The sequence below is a fragment of the Haladaptatus sp. DJG-WS-42 genome, assembly GCF_037198285.1.
Classification (GTDB): domain Archaea; phylum Halobacteriota; class Halobacteria; order Halobacteriales; family Halococcaceae; genus QDMS2.
Window position 1 is genome coordinate 675624 of sequence record NZ_CP147243.1, and the last position, 16338, is coordinate 691961.

General features: G+C 60.9%; 29 protein-coding genes. 26 read left to right on the plus strand and 3 right to left on the minus strand.

What is annotated here, in order from left to right:
* Positions 1-4 precede the first annotated feature (4 nt).
* The 24 genes from V5N47_RS03755 to secY are packed head-to-tail and all read left to right on the plus strand — an operon-like array spanning position 5 to position 13247.
* On the plus strand, positions 5-1018 hold the full coding sequence (locus tag V5N47_RS03755) for a 50S ribosomal protein L3 (RefSeq protein ID WP_338729514.1): 1014 nt from the start codon (positions 5-7) through the stop codon (positions 1016-1018).
* Positions 1018-1761, plus strand: a complete 744-nt coding sequence (gene rpl4p, locus V5N47_RS03760; RefSeq protein WP_338729515.1) for a 50S ribosomal protein L4 — start codon at positions 1018-1020, stop codon at positions 1759-1761. The genes V5N47_RS03755 and rpl4p overlap by 1 nt, the downstream gene beginning before the upstream one ends.
* Positions 1758-2009, plus strand: coding sequence for a 50S ribosomal protein L23 (locus V5N47_RS03765; protein WP_332899751.1), 252 nt, complete (start codon positions 1758-1760; stop codon positions 2007-2009). The genes rpl4p and V5N47_RS03765 overlap by 4 nt, the downstream gene beginning before the upstream one ends.
* 2 nt (positions 2010-2011) lie before the next feature.
* A complete protein-coding gene (locus tag V5N47_RS03770) occupies positions 2012-2737 on the plus strand; it encodes a 50S ribosomal protein L2 (RefSeq protein ID WP_338729516.1) in 726 nt (241 codons plus the stop codon).
* Positions 2734-3156, plus strand: coding sequence for a 30S ribosomal protein S19 (locus V5N47_RS03775; RefSeq protein WP_338729517.1), 423 nt, complete (start codon positions 2734-2736; stop codon positions 3154-3156). The genes V5N47_RS03770 and V5N47_RS03775 overlap by 4 nt, the downstream gene beginning before the upstream one ends.
* Positions 3157-3159: 3 nt before the next feature.
* Complete coding sequence (locus V5N47_RS03780; protein ID WP_338729518.1) at positions 3160-3621, plus strand: 50S ribosomal protein L22; 462 nt, start codon at positions 3160-3162, stop codon at positions 3619-3621.
* Positions 3621-4520, plus strand: coding sequence for a 30S ribosomal protein S3 (locus tag V5N47_RS03785; RefSeq protein ID WP_338729519.1), 900 nt, complete (start codon positions 3621-3623; stop codon positions 4518-4520). The genes V5N47_RS03780 and V5N47_RS03785 overlap by 1 nt, the downstream gene beginning before the upstream one ends.
* Positions 4520-4732, plus strand: coding sequence for a 50S ribosomal protein L29 (gene rpmC, locus V5N47_RS03790; RefSeq protein ID WP_332899756.1), 213 nt, complete (start codon positions 4520-4522; stop codon positions 4730-4732). The genes V5N47_RS03785 and rpmC overlap by 1 nt, the downstream gene beginning before the upstream one ends.
* A gap of 3 nt (positions 4733-4735) precedes the next feature.
* A complete protein-coding gene (locus tag V5N47_RS03795; protein ID WP_338729520.1) occupies positions 4736-5077 on the plus strand; it encodes a ribonuclease P protein component 1 in 342 nt (113 codons plus the stop codon).
* On the plus strand, positions 5068-5394 hold the full coding sequence (locus tag V5N47_RS03800; protein ID WP_332899758.1) for a 30S ribosomal protein S17: 327 nt from the start codon (positions 5068-5070) through the stop codon (positions 5392-5394). The genes V5N47_RS03795 and V5N47_RS03800 overlap by 10 nt, the downstream gene beginning before the upstream one ends.
* Positions 5394-5792, plus strand: coding sequence for a 50S ribosomal protein L14 (locus V5N47_RS03805; RefSeq protein ID WP_338729521.1), 399 nt, complete (start codon positions 5394-5396; stop codon positions 5790-5792). Before V5N47_RS03800 ends, V5N47_RS03805 begins: the two co-directional genes overlap by 1 nt.
* A complete protein-coding gene (rplX, locus tag V5N47_RS03810; protein WP_338729522.1) occupies positions 5789-6145 on the plus strand; it encodes a 50S ribosomal protein L24 in 357 nt (118 codons plus the stop codon). The genes V5N47_RS03805 and rplX overlap by 4 nt, the downstream gene beginning before the upstream one ends.
* On the plus strand, positions 6138-6839 hold the full coding sequence (locus V5N47_RS03815) for a 30S ribosomal protein S4e (RefSeq protein WP_338729523.1): 702 nt from the start codon (positions 6138-6140) through the stop codon (positions 6837-6839). Before rplX ends, V5N47_RS03815 begins: the two co-directional genes overlap by 8 nt.
* A complete protein-coding gene (locus V5N47_RS03820; RefSeq protein WP_338729524.1) occupies positions 6836-7354 on the plus strand; it encodes a 50S ribosomal protein L5 in 519 nt (172 codons plus the stop codon). The genes V5N47_RS03815 and V5N47_RS03820 overlap by 4 nt, the downstream gene beginning before the upstream one ends.
* Positions 7351-7515, plus strand: coding sequence for a 30S ribosomal protein S14 (locus V5N47_RS03825; RefSeq protein WP_332899763.1), 165 nt, complete (start codon positions 7351-7353; stop codon positions 7513-7515). The genes V5N47_RS03820 and V5N47_RS03825 overlap by 4 nt, the downstream gene beginning before the upstream one ends.
* A gap of 1 nt (position 7516) precedes the next feature.
* On the plus strand, positions 7517-7909 hold the full coding sequence (locus tag V5N47_RS03830; protein WP_338729525.1) for a 30S ribosomal protein S8: 393 nt from the start codon (positions 7517-7519) through the stop codon (positions 7907-7909).
* Positions 7910-7912: 3 nt separating this feature from the next.
* The gene (locus V5N47_RS03835) at positions 7913-8449 is read left to right on the plus strand and encodes a 50S ribosomal protein L6 (RefSeq protein WP_338729526.1); all 537 of its coding nucleotides are present in this window, start codon (positions 7913-7915) and stop codon (positions 8447-8449) included.
* Positions 8449-9162 (plus strand): 50S ribosomal protein L32e, encoded by a 714-nt coding sequence (locus V5N47_RS03840; protein ID WP_338729527.1) that lies wholly within the window; start codon positions 8449-8451, stop codon positions 9160-9162. Before V5N47_RS03835 ends, V5N47_RS03840 begins: the two co-directional genes overlap by 1 nt.
* On the plus strand, positions 9159-9608 hold the full coding sequence (locus V5N47_RS03845) for a 50S ribosomal protein L19e (RefSeq protein ID WP_338729528.1): 450 nt from the start codon (positions 9159-9161) through the stop codon (positions 9606-9608). The genes V5N47_RS03840 and V5N47_RS03845 overlap by 4 nt, the downstream gene beginning before the upstream one ends.
* On the plus strand, positions 9608-10162 hold the full coding sequence (locus tag V5N47_RS03850; RefSeq protein WP_338729529.1) for a 50S ribosomal protein L18: 555 nt from the start codon (positions 9608-9610) through the stop codon (positions 10160-10162). The genes V5N47_RS03845 and V5N47_RS03850 overlap by 1 nt, the downstream gene beginning before the upstream one ends.
* On the plus strand, positions 10159-10800 hold the full coding sequence (locus V5N47_RS03855; protein WP_332899769.1) for a 30S ribosomal protein S5: 642 nt from the start codon (positions 10159-10161) through the stop codon (positions 10798-10800). Before V5N47_RS03850 ends, V5N47_RS03855 begins: the two co-directional genes overlap by 4 nt.
* A complete protein-coding gene (rpmD, locus tag V5N47_RS03860) occupies positions 10800-11264 on the plus strand; it encodes a 50S ribosomal protein L30 (protein ID WP_338729530.1) in 465 nt (154 codons plus the stop codon). The genes V5N47_RS03855 and rpmD overlap by 1 nt, the downstream gene beginning before the upstream one ends.
* A gap of 2 nt (positions 11265-11266) precedes the next feature.
* Entirely contained in the window at positions 11267-11767 is a 501-nt protein-coding gene (locus V5N47_RS03865; protein WP_338729531.1) for an uL15m family ribosomal protein, read from the plus strand.
* A 4-nt stretch (positions 11768-11771) separates the two neighbouring features.
* Complete coding sequence (gene secY / locus V5N47_RS03870; protein WP_338729532.1) at positions 11772-13247, plus strand: preprotein translocase subunit SecY; 1476 nt, start codon at positions 11772-11774, stop codon at positions 13245-13247.
* A 259-nt stretch (positions 13248-13506) separates the two neighbouring features.
* Here the strand turns inward: secY and V5N47_RS03875 are convergent, their stop codons facing one another.
* Entirely contained in the window at positions 13507-14118 is a 612-nt protein-coding gene (locus tag V5N47_RS03875) for a hypothetical protein (RefSeq protein ID WP_338729533.1), read from the minus strand.
* A 151-nt stretch (positions 14119-14269) separates the two neighbouring features.
* Between V5N47_RS03875 and V5N47_RS03880 the strand changes: the two genes are divergently transcribed.
* Positions 14270-14716, plus strand: coding sequence for an ArsR family transcriptional regulator (locus V5N47_RS03880; RefSeq protein WP_338729534.1), 447 nt, complete (start codon positions 14270-14272; stop codon positions 14714-14716).
* A gap of 81 nt (positions 14717-14797) precedes the next feature.
* Here the strand turns inward: V5N47_RS03880 and V5N47_RS03885 are convergent, their stop codons facing one another.
* Positions 14798-15286: an SRPBCC domain-containing protein gene (locus tag V5N47_RS03885; RefSeq protein WP_338729535.1), complete on the minus strand. Its 489-nt coding sequence runs from the start codon at positions 15284-15286 to the stop codon at positions 14798-14800.
* Positions 15287-15529: 243 nt separating this feature from the next.
* On the opposite strand from V5N47_RS03885, the gene V5N47_RS03890 reads away from it, so the two are divergent.
* A complete protein-coding gene (locus V5N47_RS03890) occupies positions 15530-15727 on the plus strand; it encodes a hypothetical protein (RefSeq protein ID WP_338729536.1) in 198 nt (65 codons plus the stop codon).
* A 34-nt stretch (positions 15728-15761) separates the two neighbouring features.
* Here the strand turns inward: V5N47_RS03890 and V5N47_RS03895 are convergent, their stop codons facing one another.
* The gene (locus V5N47_RS03895) at positions 15762-16277 is read right to left on the minus strand and encodes a hypothetical protein (protein WP_338729537.1); all 516 of its coding nucleotides are present in this window, start codon (positions 16275-16277) and stop codon (positions 15762-15764) included.
* Between the last annotated feature and the right edge of the window lie 61 nt (positions 16278-16338).

The following is a 16338-nucleotide window of genomic DNA, read 5'->3' on the forward strand; positions in this document are numbered from 1 at the left end:
TACGATGCCACAACCAAGCAGACCACGCAAAGGTTCGCTGGGCTACGGGCCGCGAAAACGCGCGGCAAGTGAAGTCCCGCGGTTCGGCTCCTGGCCAGCAGACGACGGTCAGCCCGCACTGCAAGGCTTCGCAGGCTACAAAGCCGGCATGACCCACGTGGTGATGATTAACGACGAGGCAGAATCGCCTCGCAACGGGATGGAGGAAACCGTCCCCGTCACCATCGTGGAAACGCCGCCAATGCGCGCTGTCGCGCTCCGTGCCTACGAACAAACGCCGTATGGAAAGCGTCCGCTGACGGAAGTCTGGACCGATGAGTTCCACCCGGAACTCTCCCGCGTCTTAGACGTCCCAAGCGAGCAAGATGAAAGTGCCAAAGAAGAGCTGCAGGAAGCCCTCGATGCCGGTACCGTCGCGGATCTGCGTGTCATCACGCACACCGTGCCGTCCGACATCAACGGCGTCCCAAAGAAGCGCCCTGACGTGATGGAATCCCGCATCGGCGGGGGCTCCATCGAAGAGCGCGCCGAGTACGGACTCGAACTCATCGCCGAAGGCGGCGTCCACGAGATGTCGGACGTCTTCCGCGCCGGTGAGTACCTCGACGTTGGCGGGATCACCAAGGGTAAGGGTACCCAAGGGCCCGTCAAACGCTGGGGCGTCCAGAAACGCAAGGGCAAGCACGCCCGCCAGGGATGGCGGCGTCGCATTGGCAACCTCGGCCCGTGGAACCCGAGCCGCGTTCGCTCGACCGTTCCACAGCAGGGGCAGATGGGCTACCACCAGCGCACCGAGCTGAACAAACGGCTCATCGCGCTCGGCGATGGCGACGACGCCAGCGTCGACGGCGGTTTCGTCGGCTACGGCGAAGTCGACGGCCCATACGCGCTCGTCAAGGGCTCGCTTCCGGGCCCCGACAAGCGCCTCCTGCGCTTCCGACCAGCCGTCCGACCGAACGACCAACCGCGCCTCGACCCTGAGGTGCGCTACGTCTCCACCGCATCGAACCAAGGATAATGAAGGCAACAATTCGCAGTCTGGACGGCTCTGAGGCCGGTTCGCTTGACCTTCCCGAGGTGTTCGAGACGGAGTTCCGTCCCGACCTCATCAAGCGCGCTGTCCTCGCCGCTCAGGCAAACCGGAAACAGGACTACGGTTCCGACCGATACGCCGGGCTCCGAACGCCCGCGGAATCGATGGGTAGTGGCCGTGGTATGGCTCATGTCCCACGCCAGAACGGCGTCGGGCGTGCCGTCCCACAGGCCGTCGGTGGTCGCCCAGCGCACCCACCAAAACCCGAAAAGGACCGCTCGCTCAACATCAACGACAAAGAGCGCCAACTCGCCGTCCGCAGCGCAATCGCCGCGACGGTTGACGCCGAACTCGTGGCCGAGCGCGGTCACCAGTTCGACGAAGACGTTTCGCTCCCGCTCGTCGTCTCTGACGAGTTCGAAGACCTGCTGAAGACGCAGGAAGTCGTCTCGCTGCTCTCCGCCCTCGGCGTCGACGCCGACATCGAGCGCGCAGAGGACCGCAAGGTTCGCGCAGGCAAAGGGAAGATGCGCGGTCGTAAGTACCGCCGTCCAACGTCCATCCTCTTCGTCACCGCAGGCGAGCCGTCGAAGGCGGCTCGTAACCTCGCAGGCGCAGACGTCGCAACCGCGGCGAACGTGTCCGCAGAGGACTTAGCGCCCGGCACACAGCCCGGTCGCCTCACCATCTGGACGGAAAGCGCCGTAGAGGAGGTCGCAAACCGATGAGCCTCATCAAGTACCCGTACGTGACTGAGAAGGCGATGAACGCCATGGACTTCGACAACAAGCTCCAGTTCATCGTGGACTTAGACGCGAACAAGGACGAGATCAAAGCAGAGATTTCAGAGCGCTTCGACGTGTCGGTCACCTCCGTCAACACGCAGGTGACCCCGAAAGGCACGAAGAAAGCGACGGTGTCGCTGTCTGACGACGACGACGCGCAAGAAGTCGCCTCACGAATTGGGGTGTTCTAACCATGGGACGCAGAATTCTTGGCCAACGTCGCGGTCGCGGGACGCCCACGTTCCGGGCACCATCGCACCGATACAAAGCAGAGCTCTCCCACCGTAAGGTTGAGGACGCGGACGTCATCTCCGGCACGGTCGTTGACATCGAGCACGACCCAGCACGGAGTGCGCCGATCGCCGCCGTCGAATTCGAAGACGGTGACCAGCGTCTCATCCTCGTCGCCGAAGGCGTCGGTGTAGGCGACACCGTGCAAGTCGGCATCACCGCCGAAATCAAACCCGGCAACACGCTCCCGCTCGCCGAAGTCCCTGAGGGGATTCCGGTGTGCAACGTCGAGCGCCAGCCTGGTGACGGTGGCAAGTTCGCTCGCGCCTCTGGTGTGAGCGCACTGCTCATCACCCACAACCGCCAGAACGCAGTCGTGAAACTGCCAAGTGGCGAAATCAAGCGGCTTGACCCACAGTGTCGCGCCACGATTGGCGTGGTCGCTGGTGGTGGCCGCACCGAGAAACCGGTCGTCAAAGCCGGGAAGAAGTACCACAAGATGAAGGCACGCGGGTCGAAGTGGCCTCGCGTCCGTGGTGTTGCGATGAACGCCGTTGACCACCCGTTCGGTGGCGGTGGCCGCCAGCACCCAGGACGACCGAAGTCCGTCTCGCGTAACGCACCACCGGGCCGCAAGGTCGGTGACATTGCGTCCAAACGCACTGGCAGAAAGCGAGGTTCCAAATGAGTTCTGACTACCGTACCGGCCGTGAGGGTGAGTTCACCTACCGCGGTCACACGCTCGAAGAGCTGCAGGACATGGAGCTCGACGAAGTTGCGGAACTGCTCCCCGCACGGATGCGGCGAAGTATCAAACGCGGCCTGTCCATCGAGCAGGAGAAGCTCATGGAAAAGGCAGCTAACCGAGACGCGCAAGAGTCGGCCAACAACCCGATTCGAACGCACCTGCGCAACATGCCTGTCCTTCCGGCGTTCGTCAACAAGACGTTCTCCGTCTACACGGGACAGTCGTTCGAGCGCGTGCGTATCGAGCCGGAAATGATCGGCCATTACCTGGGCGAGTTCCAGCTCACGCGCACGTCGGTTACCCACGGACAGGCTGGTATCGGGGCAACCCGTTCCTCGAAGTTCGTGCCCCTCAAGTAAACCATGGGAATCAGCTACAGCGTGGACGCAGACCCGGACACCACCGCGAAAGCGATGCTTCGGGAGCGTCACATGAGTCACAAGCACAGCAAGGAGATTGCCCGCGAAATCAAGGGCATGACCGTCGGCGCAGCCAAGGACTACCTCGCAGAGGTCGTCGAAGGCAAGCGCTCGGTGCCGTTTAAGTCCCACAACTCGGGCGTCGGCCACCGGTCGGACATCGACGGTTGGGACGCAGGTCGCTACCCAGAGAAGGCATCGAAGGCCTTCCTCGACCTGCTCGAAAACGTCTCCGCGAACGCAGGCAACCAGGGCTTCGACGGCGACACGATGGAGATCGTCCACATCGCCGCCCACAAGGTTGGCGAAGTGCCCGGCCGCAAACCGCGTGCCATGGGCCGCGCCACCGCGTGGAACACCCCACAGGTTGACGTCGAAATCATCGTTGAGGAGGTCGAAAACTGATGGCAGACGAACACCAATTCATCGAAGACGGTCTCCAGCGTACCGCCATCGACGAGTTCTTCGGCGAAGAACTCGCTCGCGCAGGCTACGGCGGCATGGAAGTCGCTAAGACGCCGATGGGTACGCAGATTATCCTCAAGGCTGAGAAGCCCGGGATGGTCATCGGCAAAGGCGGGAAGAACATCCGAAAGGTTACCCGCCAGCTCGAAGAGCGATTCAATCTCGAAGACCCACAAATCGACGTTCAGGAAGTCGAAGAACCAGACCTGAATGCGCAGATTGTCGCAGACCGCCTCGCCAACGCGCTCGAACGCGGTTGGTACTTCCGGAAAGCCGGTCACACGACCATCGACCGCATCATGGACGCAGGCGCACTTGGCGCCGAAATCGTCCTCTCCGGGAAGGTCACTGGCGCACGCTCACGCGTGGAGAAGTTCAACCGTGGCTACATCAAGCACAACGGTGAACCCGCAGAAGCCATCGTCGACGAGGGTCAGGGCGTCGCCGTCATGAAACTCGGTACGATTGGCGTTACGGTGAAGATCATCCCACCAGAGGCGCGACTGCCCGACGACTTCAAAATCCACGACGACGTGGACATCGAAGCCGCACCGGAAGTCGAGTCTGACGACGACGGCGTCGAAGACCTGCTCGCAGAGTCCGACGAGGACGACGAGCCAGTCGACGACGCAGAACCGGCCCCCGAGGCTGACGAAGTCGTAGAGGAAGAAATCGTCGAAGAAGCGGACGTCGAAGCCGACGACGACGAGGCAGACTCCCAGAGTGAGGACGCCGACGTCGAAGAAGAACTCGACGACCTCGACGAAGCCGTCGAAGAGGAAGCAGAAGAGCTGCTCTCTGAGATGGAAGACGATGACGACGAGGAGGACGAGGAATAATGGCGATTCTCTACACCGACGAGATTCGTGACATGACGCCCGCAGAGCGCGAGGCGGAACTCGAAGAACTCGAAACTGAACTACTGAACGACCGCGCAATCCAGGCCGCCGGTGGCGCGCCTGAGAACCCCGGTCGAACTTCAGAACTTCGCCGAACCATCGCCCGAATCAAGACGATTCAGGCGGAGGAAGGCGACGCAGACGAGGAATAAGGAATGCTGACCCCCGAGACACTCCCACGACACGAACTCATCGGCCTGCACGTGCGGGTCGCTGCTGCCCCAAACCCCGACGTAGTCGGGATAGCGGGGCGTGTGGTGGGCGAAACCACCCAGATGCTCAGCATCGAGGTGGGGTCTCGGACGAAGCACGTGCCAAAGCAGGCCTCGACACTCGAGTTCGGACCCATAGATGAAGCTGCGGCCGACCGCAAGGAGGCCGGGACCGCATCCAAACCAGCAGGCGAGGATGCGGCTTACGTTACGGTGGATGGGGCCCGACTGCTCTCACACCCTGCTCTTCGCACAGAAACTACAGGAGATTCCAAATGGCGTTAGGACTGAACGTACCAGAACCGGAGGCCACTTGCGCCGACGAGAACTGCCCATTCCACGGCTCGCTTGCCGTGCGTGGTCAGCTCCTCGAAGGCAAAGTCGCCTCGACGGATATGGAGAAAACCGTGATCGTCGAACGAGAGTACGACGTGAAAGTACCAAAGTACGACCGGTACATGAAGCGACGCTCTCGCATCCCGGCCCACGCACCAGAGTGCCTGGGTCTGGAGGTCGGCGACACGGTTCGTATAGCAGAGACACGACCGCTTTCGAAGACGAAAGCACACGTCGTGGTCGAAACAACAGGAGGCGATGCCTGATGAAGGCGCTCAAAGCCGACATCACCCAAGGGCTCGAAAAGGGTTCGATTATCAAGTGTGCCGACAACACCGGCGCACGCGAACTCAAGGTCATCAGTGTTGCCGGCTACTCCGGCACCATTAACCGCCACCCCAAAGCGGGGCTCGCGGACAAGGTGACCGTCTCCGTGACGAAGGGGACCCCGGAAATGCGCCGGCAGGTCCTCGAGGCCGTCATTATCCGCCAGCGGAAACCGATTCGCCGCCCAGACGGGCAGCGCGTCAAGTTCCAGGATAATGCCGCCGTCATCGTCGATGAGAACGAAGACCCTCGCGGGACCGAGATTAAAGGTCCAATCGGGCGAGAGGTCGCAGAACGCTTCGGAAGCATCGCTTCCACAGCTACGATGATAGTATGACTCGACAACCAACCAAACAGCGCAACCAGACCGAGCGCGCACCGCTGCACAAGCGTCAGCGCCAGGTTCGTGCCACGCTCTCGGACGACCTCCGTGAGCAGTACGGCAAGCGAAACGTCCGCGTGAACGTGGGCGACACCGTCGAGGTTATGCGCGGCGACTTCGCTGGCGAAGAAGGCGAAGTCATGGAAGTTGACCTCAAAAAGACCGTCATCTACGTCGAGGGCGTGACCCTCGAAAAGGCAGACGGCGAAGAGGTCCCCCGTGCACTCGACACCAGCAACGTCCGCGTGACCGAGCTGAACCTGGAAGACGACGTCCGCGAGGCGCGCCTGGAGGAAGACAATGAGTAATCACCAGAAGCGACTCTCAGTGCCAAACTCCTGGCCGGTCGAGCGTAAGACCGCTGTCTTCACCGTGAAAGCGGGCGCAGGCCCCCACGGCGAAGAGGGTGTGCCGCTGCTCATCGTTCTTCGCGACGTACTCGGCTACGTCGACTCGAAGAAGGAAGCACGTTACGCGCTCAACCAGGGTACGGTGCTCGTAAACGGCAAGCAAGTAACCGACGAACGTCGCCCAATCGGCATGTTCGACATCCTGTCGTTCACCGAACGCGACGAATACTACCGCGTCTTCCCCGACGAGGGAGGTCGCCTCGCACTCACCGCCATCCCCGGCGATGCCGCAGACTCGAAACTCGGCAAGATCACGGGCAAGCGCAGCGTGCAGGGTGGCAAGACGCAGCTGTCTCTCCACAACGGCCAGACGCTCCTCTTCGACGAGGACCCTGGCTACAACGGCGGCGACTCGCTCGTCGTGTCCAGTGACGCAGAAGTCGTTGCCCACTTCGTCTACGAAGAGGGCGCGCTCGTCACGGCAATCAAGGGACAGCACGCAGGCGAAATCGGCACCATCGAGAACATCGAAGTTGCCCCATCGTCTGCCTCGAACCGCGTCGTCGTCTCCCAAGACGACGGCTCGTTCGAAACGGTCGAAGAATACGTCGTCGTTATCGACGAGAACTTCACCGGAGGTGACGACGAATGAGCGAGGCTGAGTTCCACGCAATGCGACAGCCCCGTGTCGAAAAAGTCGTCGTCCACATGGGTGTCGGCCGCGGTGGGCGCGAGCTCGCCAACGCAGAAGACATCTTAGAAGACGTGACCGGCCAGCAGAGCGTTCGGACGCTCGCAAAGCGTACGGTCCCGGACTTCGGCATCCGCGAGGGTGACCCAATCGGTGCCAAAGTGACGCTCCGCCACGAGGACGCAGAAGAGTTCCTCACGACGGCGCTCACGCTCGTCGACCTCAAACCAAAGCAGTTCGACGACAACGGCAACTTCAGCTTCGGCGTTCCGGAACACACGGAGTTCCCAAGCCAGGAGTACGACCCGAACATCGGGATTTACGGGCTTGACGTCACCGTCAACCTCGTCCGTCCCGGCTACCGTGTCGCAAAGCGCGACAAGGTCAATCGACAGATTCCGTCGGCCCACAAGCTGACGGTCGAGGACGCAATCGCGTACCTCGAATCGACGTATGACGTGGAGGTGAACAAATGAGCGAGGAACTCGGCGAGCACGCCACGAAGCGGACGGGCCAGCTCCAACAGTGCCAGCGATGCGGTCGCAAACAAGGCCTTGTTGGCAAGTACGACATCTGGCTCTGCCGGCAGTGCTTCCGTGAGATTGCCCGAAGCATGGGCTTCAAGAAATACAAGTAACATGGCAGATAACGACCCACTCAGCAGCGCACTCTCCGGCATCGACAACGCCGAGAGCGTCGGTCATCTGACCCAGACAGTTGAGCCCGCCTCGAATATCATCGGCAGCGTGCTTGAGGTCTTCTACGACCGCGGGTACATCAACGGCTTCGAGTTCGTCGAAGACGGCAAAGCCGGTCGATTCGAGGTTGAACTAAAAGGCGCGATCAACGAATGTGGTTCGGTCAAGCCCCGCTACTCGGCGGGTGCAGACGACTACGAGCGATGGGAGAAACGGTTCCTCCCAGCCCGTGACTACGGGACGCTTGTCGTGACTACCAGCCACGGGATCATGAGCCACTACGAGGCCCGCGAACAGGGTATCGGTGGCCAAATTATCGCGTACGTGTACTGAACCATGGCACGAGTAGAACTCGAAATTCCAGACGATGTGACGGCCGAAGTCGACCGCTTCGACCTCACAGTAAGCGGCCCAGAAGGATCGGTAACGCGCCGACTCTGGTACCCGAACGTCACCGTCTCCGTCGACGACAGCGTTGTCGTCATCGAGAGTGACGTTGAGAAAGCCAAGATGAACGCCACCATCGGGACGTTCTCGAGTCACATCGAGAACATGTTCCACGGCGTGACCGCAGGATGGGAGTACAAGATGGAAGTCTTCTACTCTCACTTCCCAATGCAGGTTCGCGTCGAAGGTGACGACGTTGTCATCCAGAACTTCCTCGGTGAGAAGTCCCCGCGACGGACCACCGTTCACGGCGACACGGAAGTTCAGATTGACGGCGAGGAGCTGACGCTCACCGGTCCCGACAAAGAACACGTCGGCCAGACCGCAGCGGACATCGAACAGCTCACGCGCGTCAAAGGCAAAGACACACGGGTGTTCCAGGACGGCGTCTACATCATCGAAAAACCACAGCGAGGTGACGCCTGATGGCAGACGAAGACCAACCACAAGAACTGACCGACATCAGCGGTGTCGGCGAGGCAAAGGCAGAGGCACTCCGCGAAGCAGGCTTCGAAACGGTCGAAGCCGTCGCACGCGCCTCCCAGTCTGAACTCGCCGAGGTTGATGGCATCGGTAACGCCCTCGCCGCCCGTATCAAAGCGGACGTCGGTGGCCTCGAAGTCTCAGAGGAGACGGAAGCCGAAGTCGAAGACGAAGACGCAGAAGCCGAGGAGGCGGACGCCGAAGACGTCGAGACCGAACTGCAGCCACGCGGACTGGTCGATAAGACCCCCGACCTCGACGACGAGGAAGCGCGCCTGCTCCAAGCACGCGCCCGCACTGGCAAACCGCAGTTCAACCGCCAGGACTACCACAAGAAAAAGCGCACGCCGACCTCGTGGCGCAAGCCACGCGGCGGTCTCTCGAAGCAGCGCCGCGGCATCAAGGGCAAGGGCCCGATGGTCGAGGCAGGCTACCGCACCCCGAAATCGATTCGGGGTCGCCACCCAAGCGGCTTCGAAGAAGTGCGCGTCTTCAACGTCGACGACCTCGAAGGCGTCGACGGTGACACGCAGGCAGCCCGTATCGCTGGCTCCGTCGGTGCTCGCAAACGCGAACGCATCGAAGAGGAGGCAGAGGAGAAGGGCATCCGCGTGCTCAACCCAACCTACGTCGAAGTTGAGGTGACAGAAGAATGAGCGACCTGAAAGCCCAGCGCCGTCTCGCAGCCGACGTCTTAGACGTGGGCAAGAACAAAGTCTGGATGGACCCAGAAGCCTCAGCCGAGATTGCAGACGCAATCACGCGCGAGGACATCCGCGAACTCGTCGCAGATGGCTCCATCAAGGCACAGGACAAGCGCGGGAATTCCCGCGGTCGTGCCCGTGAGCGCAACAAGAAGCGCGCCTACGGACACCGCAAAGGCCCCGGTTCCCGCAAAGGGAAGGCTGGCGCACGGCAGAACAAGAAAAAGGACTGGACGAGCCGCATTCGCGCACAGCGAAAGAAGCTCAAGGAACTCCGCGACGAGGGTGAACTCAACCGCACCCAGTACCGCTCGCTTTACAACAAGGCAAGCGGTGGCGAGTTCCGCAGTGTTCAGTACCTGCTCAACTACATCGAACAACAGTACGGTGACGAATAATGGCTAACGGACCACGATACAAGGTTCCGATGCGGCGCCGCCGAGAGGTCAGAACGGACTACCACCAGAGGTTGCGCCTGTTGAAATCCGGCAAGCCTCGTCTGGTCGCTCGAAAGAGCAACCAGCACATCAGGGCGCAGCTGATCACGGCTGGAGACGAAGGCGACGTGACACTTGCAAGTGCAACGTCCGCCGACCTCGCCGAGTTTGGCTGGGAGGCCCCGACTGGTAACCTGCCTGCAGCGTACCTGACCGGCTTCCTCGCCGGCAAGCGCGCGCTCGCAGCAGGCCTCGAAGAGGCAGTGCTCGACATCGGCCTTAACACGGCAACCCCCGGCAACAAAGTGTTCGCAGTTCAAGAAGGCGCAATCGATGCAGGACTCGACATCCCGCACAACGAGAGCGTCCTCGCTGACTGGTCTCGCACCCGTGGCGAACACATTGCCGACTACGCAGCATCGCTCGACGAACCACTCTACAGCGGAGAGTTCGACGCGACCGAACTCCCCGAGCACTTCGACGAAGTGCGTGAACGACTGGAGAACGAACTATGAGCAGAAACAACAACGGCTGGGAGCCACGAACCCGTCTCGGTCGGAAAGTCGCAGAGGGCGACATCACCACGATGGAAGATGCCCTCCGCTCGGGTCTCCCGCTGAAGGAGCCCCAGATCGTCGACCAGCTCCTCCCGGGGCTCGAAGACGACGTGCTGGACATCAACATGGTCCAGCGCATGACTGACTCCGGCCGCCGTGTCAAGTTCCGCTCGGTCGTCGCCATTGGTAACCGCGATGGTTACGTTGGCTACGCCCAGGGCCGGGACGACCAGGTCGGTGGCTCCATCCAGAAGGCAATCGAGCGCGCAAAACTGAACATCATCGACGTCTCGCGTGGCTGCGGGTCGTGGGAATGTGGCTGTGGGCGACCCCACACCGTCGCACTCCGCACGTCCGGCAAGGCAGGCAGCGTCGAGGTCGAACTCCAGCCCGCCCCACGCGGGCTTGGACTCGCGGGCGGGGAGACCGTCCGTTCGGTGCTCGAGCTCGCCGGTATCGAAGACATCTGGACGCGCTCGTCGGGGAACACCCGTACGACCGTCAACTTCGCAAAAGCAACCTTCAACGCGCTTCGCAACACGGCTGAGGCCCGCGTGCCCCAGCACGCCCGCGAGCAGCGTGAGGTGATCGAATAATGCGAGCACTCGTCCAGATTCGCGGTGAAGTGAACATGGAACAGGGCGTCCGCGACACGCTCTCCATGCTCAACATCCACAAAGTCAACCACGCGACCTTCGTCCCGGACACGGAGGCCTACCGTGGCATGGTCACCAAGGTCAACGACTACATTGCCCACGGTGAACCAAGCAAGGACGTCGTCGTCACGCTCCTTCGGACGCGCGCAGAGCCGCTCGAAGGCGACACGACCGTCGACGACGAGTGGGTGGCAGAAAACACCGATTACGACGACATCGAGAGCCTCGCAGACGCGCTCTTCGCAGAAGAGACGAACCTCCGCGAGCAAGGCCTCTCTCCCGTGCTTCGCCTCCACCCCCCACGCAAGGGGCACAACGGCATCAAGCACGTTACTAAAGAGGGTGGCGAACTCGGTAAGCACACGACAGAGGAGATCGACCACCTCCTCGAGGCGATGCGATAACCATGACCAGTAAGAAACGACGCCAGCGTGGCTCGCGCACCCACAGCGGCGGTACCCACAAGAACCGGCGTGGTGCCGGACACCGTGGTGGCCGCGGTCGCGCCGGTCGCGCAAAACACGAGTTCCACAACTACGAACCGCTTGGCAAACACGGGTTCACCCGGCCGCCGTCCGTCCGCGAAGACGTCCGCACCGTGGACGTCCAGACGCTCGACGAGAACGCGGTGCTCTACGCCGCAGACGGTCTCGCAGAAGAGACCGACCACGGTTTCAAGCTGGACGCCCGCGACATCGTCGAGGACGGTCACGACGTCGACGTCGTGAAAGTGCTCGGTGGCAGCCAGATTCGTAACCAGCTCGTCGTAACGGCTGACGACTTCAGCGAGAGCGCACGCGAGCTCATCGAGGGCGAAGGCGGCGACGCCATCCTCAGTGAGCGCGGCGAAGAGCGCCAGGCTGAACTCGAAGCAGACGACGAAGACGAAGACGAGGACGCGGAGTAGACCCATGGGCTGGAAGGAGGCTGCTGAACCGGTGCTCACCCGAATGCCGTCGGTACGCAGACCGGAAGGTCACGTGCCGTTCCGTCGCAAGCTCGGCTGGACAGCGGGCATTCTGGTGTTGTATTTCTTCCTGACGAACGTGTTCCTGTACGGACTCGGCTCCGGGCAGTCTGACGTGTTCGGGCAGTTCCGCTCCATCCTCGCGGGTGGTCAGGGGACAATCCTGCAGCTCGGTATCGGTCCAATCGTCACCGCAAGTATTGTGCTGCAGCTACTCGGCGGCGCCGACCTCTTGGGCCTCGACACGAGTAACCCGAGAGACCAGATCCTCTATCAGGGCCTCCAGAAGTTCCTGGTGGTCGTGATGATTCTGCTCACCGGCCTCCCGATGGTCTTCGCAGGAAACTTCCTGCCCGCAGACCCACAGGTCGCCCAGAGCCTCGGCATTGGCCTTGGCGGCGTGAAGTGGCTCATCTTCGCCCAGATCTTCGTTGGCGGCATCCTCATCCTGTTCATGGACGAGGTCGTCTCGAAATGGGGCGTTGGCTCAGGGATTGGCCTGTTCATCATCGCCGGTGTGAGCCAAAGTCTCGTGGGTGGCTTCTTCGCCGTCCCCGGGATTGGCTCGAACGAAGCCGGGCTGTTTGCGACGTGGTTCGGCATGCTTACCGGCAGCGTTGACATGCCAAGCCTCCTGACGGTTCCGGGCTTGCAAGTGCTCTTCATGGGTGAAGGGCAGATTCTTGCGCTCATCACGACCCTCCTCATCTTCGGTGTGGTCGTGTACGCAGAGAGCGTCCGCGTCGAGATTCCCCTCTCGCACTCGCGTGTGAAGGGAGCTCGCGGTCGCTTCCCCGTCAAACTCATCTACGCGAGCGTCCTGCCGATGATCCTCGTTCGTGCGCTCCAAGCGAACATCCAGTTCCTCGGACGCATCTTAGAGGCCCAGTGGGCCGGAATGCCCGGCTGGGTCGGCACGTACGCCCAAGGCCAGCCCGTGAGCGGGTTGTTCTACTACCTCGCTCCCATCCAGTCACCAGGGCAGTGGATGTGGTGGCTTGGCCAGACGACGGCCGAGCCGTGGATGATTATCATCCGCGTGCTCATCGACCTGACCTTCATGGTCATCGGTGGAGCTATCTTCGCCATCTTCTGGGTGGAGACCACCGACATGGGGCCGGAAGCAACCGCGCGCCAGATTCAGCGCTCGGGGATGCAGATTCCCGGCTTCCGCCAAAGTCCCGGTGTCATGGAGAAGGTCTTAGAACGCTACATCCCGCAGGTCACCATCATCGGTGGTGCCCTCGTGGGCCTGCTCGCCGTCATGGCGAACATGCTCGGCACCATCGGTGCCGTCTCCGGGACGGGACTGCTGCTCACCGTCTCCATCACGTACAAACTGTACGAGGAGATTGCTGAGGAGCAACTCATGGAGATGCACCCGATGATGCGCCAGATGTTCGGCGGCGGCGGCGACTAAGTAGATACTGGAATGTCGAATTGACTGAATTCGGCGTTCTGAGCCTTTTATTTCACTCTGTCTAAGCAGCTCTGTCGTTGCGAGTTGGGGTTGTTGCAATTCTACTGAGACTCCTGCGCCAACCCACTTTCTAGCTTCCTCCTGTTCGATACCGACCTGCTCCGCTGGATACCCCGCTGCGGTAGCCGTTTCTTTAGTGTCGCGCCAGCTGTTCGGTGCTGGCAAGTAACCGAACCGCTTGGGGTACCCCGGAACCGTGTTACGGGATATTGTCGGTCTTCCGTTTGAGTTCCCGTTCATCCCGCCAGGTCTGCCCGTGCTCTGTCCGCAGAAGAAAGGCGAGGTGTGATGCCGCCATCCCGTTATCGTACTTTTCTCGTTCTGTTTCGTCATCCGAGTACTGTCGCTTCAACACCCACGTCTTCGCCAGGTACGCCGGAGAGGCGAGCATTCCGAGTTCCCACGTGTACCCGCCATCGAAATCCTCGATGACCGCCACAATATGGGAGGCTCGGCCACACAGAATATCGAATACACCCCACCATAACGCCATCTGCTCCGATTCTATCCCAAAATCTTCTAACTGCATCGCCACCGACGGCGGCGTCTCTCGTCGGTCTAATCGGTCGTACACCAATTCTCGACGTTTCGCCGCCGGACTCGGCTCTTCGTTTTCGTCGCTGTCGTCACCCGCCCCGACAACCAAGTAACGGTGCTCGTGATTCTTGATGCGCTGTAGTTCTTGGCCATTCAGGATGCTTTTCAGCGTCTGGTGCTCCTCGGGAGTCAATACCCCCACAACCGCGTCGCCGAGTACATGCTGTATCGCGTCTTCAACGTCGTCTTCCTCGATGTCGGAAGGAACCGTCATTATCATACCCGTCGAAATGTCACACCATTAATCCTCGTACTACTTTCACCTTCACGTTGCTACTTTTTACGAGACTGGTTGCAGTACCATTTACAGATTCATCTTCACTGAGATACAAATAGTTATGTTGGCAGACCCAATATACACAAATATGCACCCGAGCAACGCTGGCCGGAACCATATCGACATCCGCCACACCACCAGCGACACCCCATCGAGTGCGACAGACAGCTTCAACGAGTGGCTCGCGCTCCAGAAATCCACCGACGAAACCCGTGCGAACATCATCGCTGACCTCGTTGGACACCCGACCATGGCCACCGTTGAGGAACTCGATTACATGAACCCCGACCTCAGCGACCACTCCATCCGAAGACATCTCAATATCCTCATCGACGCGAAAGTCGTCAAAGAGTACGAACTCGACACCCGTCTTCGCAACTATCCATACAAGTTCTACGGGGTTACCACAGAAGCCCGCGACCTGTTCGACCGGAACAACCTGTTCCCTGCCGACGCCTGGAAACGCCAGTACGCAAAAGTCAAAAAGACGCCCCGTATCCGCGAAGTTGAAACCATGCCACGGCCCGACAAGTGAACGATTGGAGACCGCGCGGGATGCCACCGACGCGCTACGAGGTGCAAGCGTCGAAGTCGTGACCGGTTTTGCGAACTGAACTTAGAGTGCGCCCCAGTCAACCGGCCCGCTCACGAAGCGTTCGTTGAGCCGCGGCAACACCGTTTCAGCCCACGCTTCGACGAAGTAGTCGTAGGCCTTCGTCCACGCTGCGCCTTCGCCCCAGCCGCTGTGGGTCAGCGTGACCTGCGTGCGGTCGTTCGGGAGGTCACGGAAGCGGACAACGACGCTCGTTCGCTGGTCGCGGACGGTGGGCAGCGACGGTGGGGCGTTCCACGTGAAACTCAGCATCCGCTTCGGTTCGATGGCGAGGATGACGTTGCCTTCGCCGCCGCGGAGGCCGTCATCCGCATCGGGACTGAAAAACAGCTCGTAGGTGCCCATCACGACGAGGTCAACGGTACAGTCGGGCGCGAAGAAGCTTCGAACGCCCGCGTCGGTGGTCCAGGCGTCCCAGACAGCGGCTCTGCTGGCCGGAACAGTGACCGTTGCGTGGATGACGCGCTCTCTGCCGATAGAACGAAGCTGCATACAGAGCGTAGGCTGGCAGAGAGCGTAAAGTCGTGCGCTCGCCAACCCGTTGTGGCATCCGGCCCCACAAACAACCGATTCTGAGAGTGAGAGGAGCCCCCGCAAAGAGCGATGCCCGTTGGCCGGTCGTTCACCCAAACTGGATATTGCAAAACCCAGAGGTGGAGACGCGCGCTGGGATAATGAGCGCGATTCAGGGCGACTGACTGGTCAGAATACGGCGCTTCGGCGCGAGGTTGAAACGTGTGGTACGCCAACCCACACCACATGTGGGTGTTGCAAATCGGCCTCGAAGGCTCCGGTGTCGAGACAGGACTCGGAGACCTCGTCGCCGCGGCGGTCGTCTGGGTGAGCGTGCTTGCGCTCCCGCTGCTGATAGGGAAAGCCTACGACTTCTGCTACGAGTTTTTCGATCCGGTCGTCGAAGACGACTGGGAGTGACGCGTTTCGAAACCGTTGGGTAAGAAGTGGTGGGTTAGTCGAAACTGAAGATGCCGTCGTCAGAGTCGTCTGATTCTGTCGTGGTGGTTGATTCGGTCGTCGTAGACTCGGTTGTGGTCGTGGTGGAGGTCGTCGCAGTCGTATCGGTCGTGGTGGTCTCTTCGGTTGTGGTCTCCGTGGTGGTCGTGTCTGTCGTCGTTTCCGTGGTCGTCTCCGTAATCGTCACCGTTGGCTCGGTCGTCGTGGTGGTTGTGGACGTTGTGGTTTCCGTCGATGTTTCCGTCGAATCGTCCGCGTCGTCATCGTCTGCGTCGTCATCGTCAGTCGTCGTGGACGTGGCTGTCTCTTGGGTGGTTGTCGTTGCCGTCGTGGCCGCCGTCGTCGTGGTTGCCGTCGGAGTTGCCGTGTTCGCCGTGTCAGAGTGATTGCCTTCAGCGAGGTTGCTGACGGACGAGCCCATTTCGGGCGCGAAGGGAGCGATACCCGTCGAGACGGCGATACCCGAAACGAACAGCAAGAGCCCAACGGCGAAGAGAGATTTTTGTGTCACACCCATTGTTGAGTATCCCTTACCTGTCACCCCTCGTTATTATCGGGAGGCTAAACCGGTG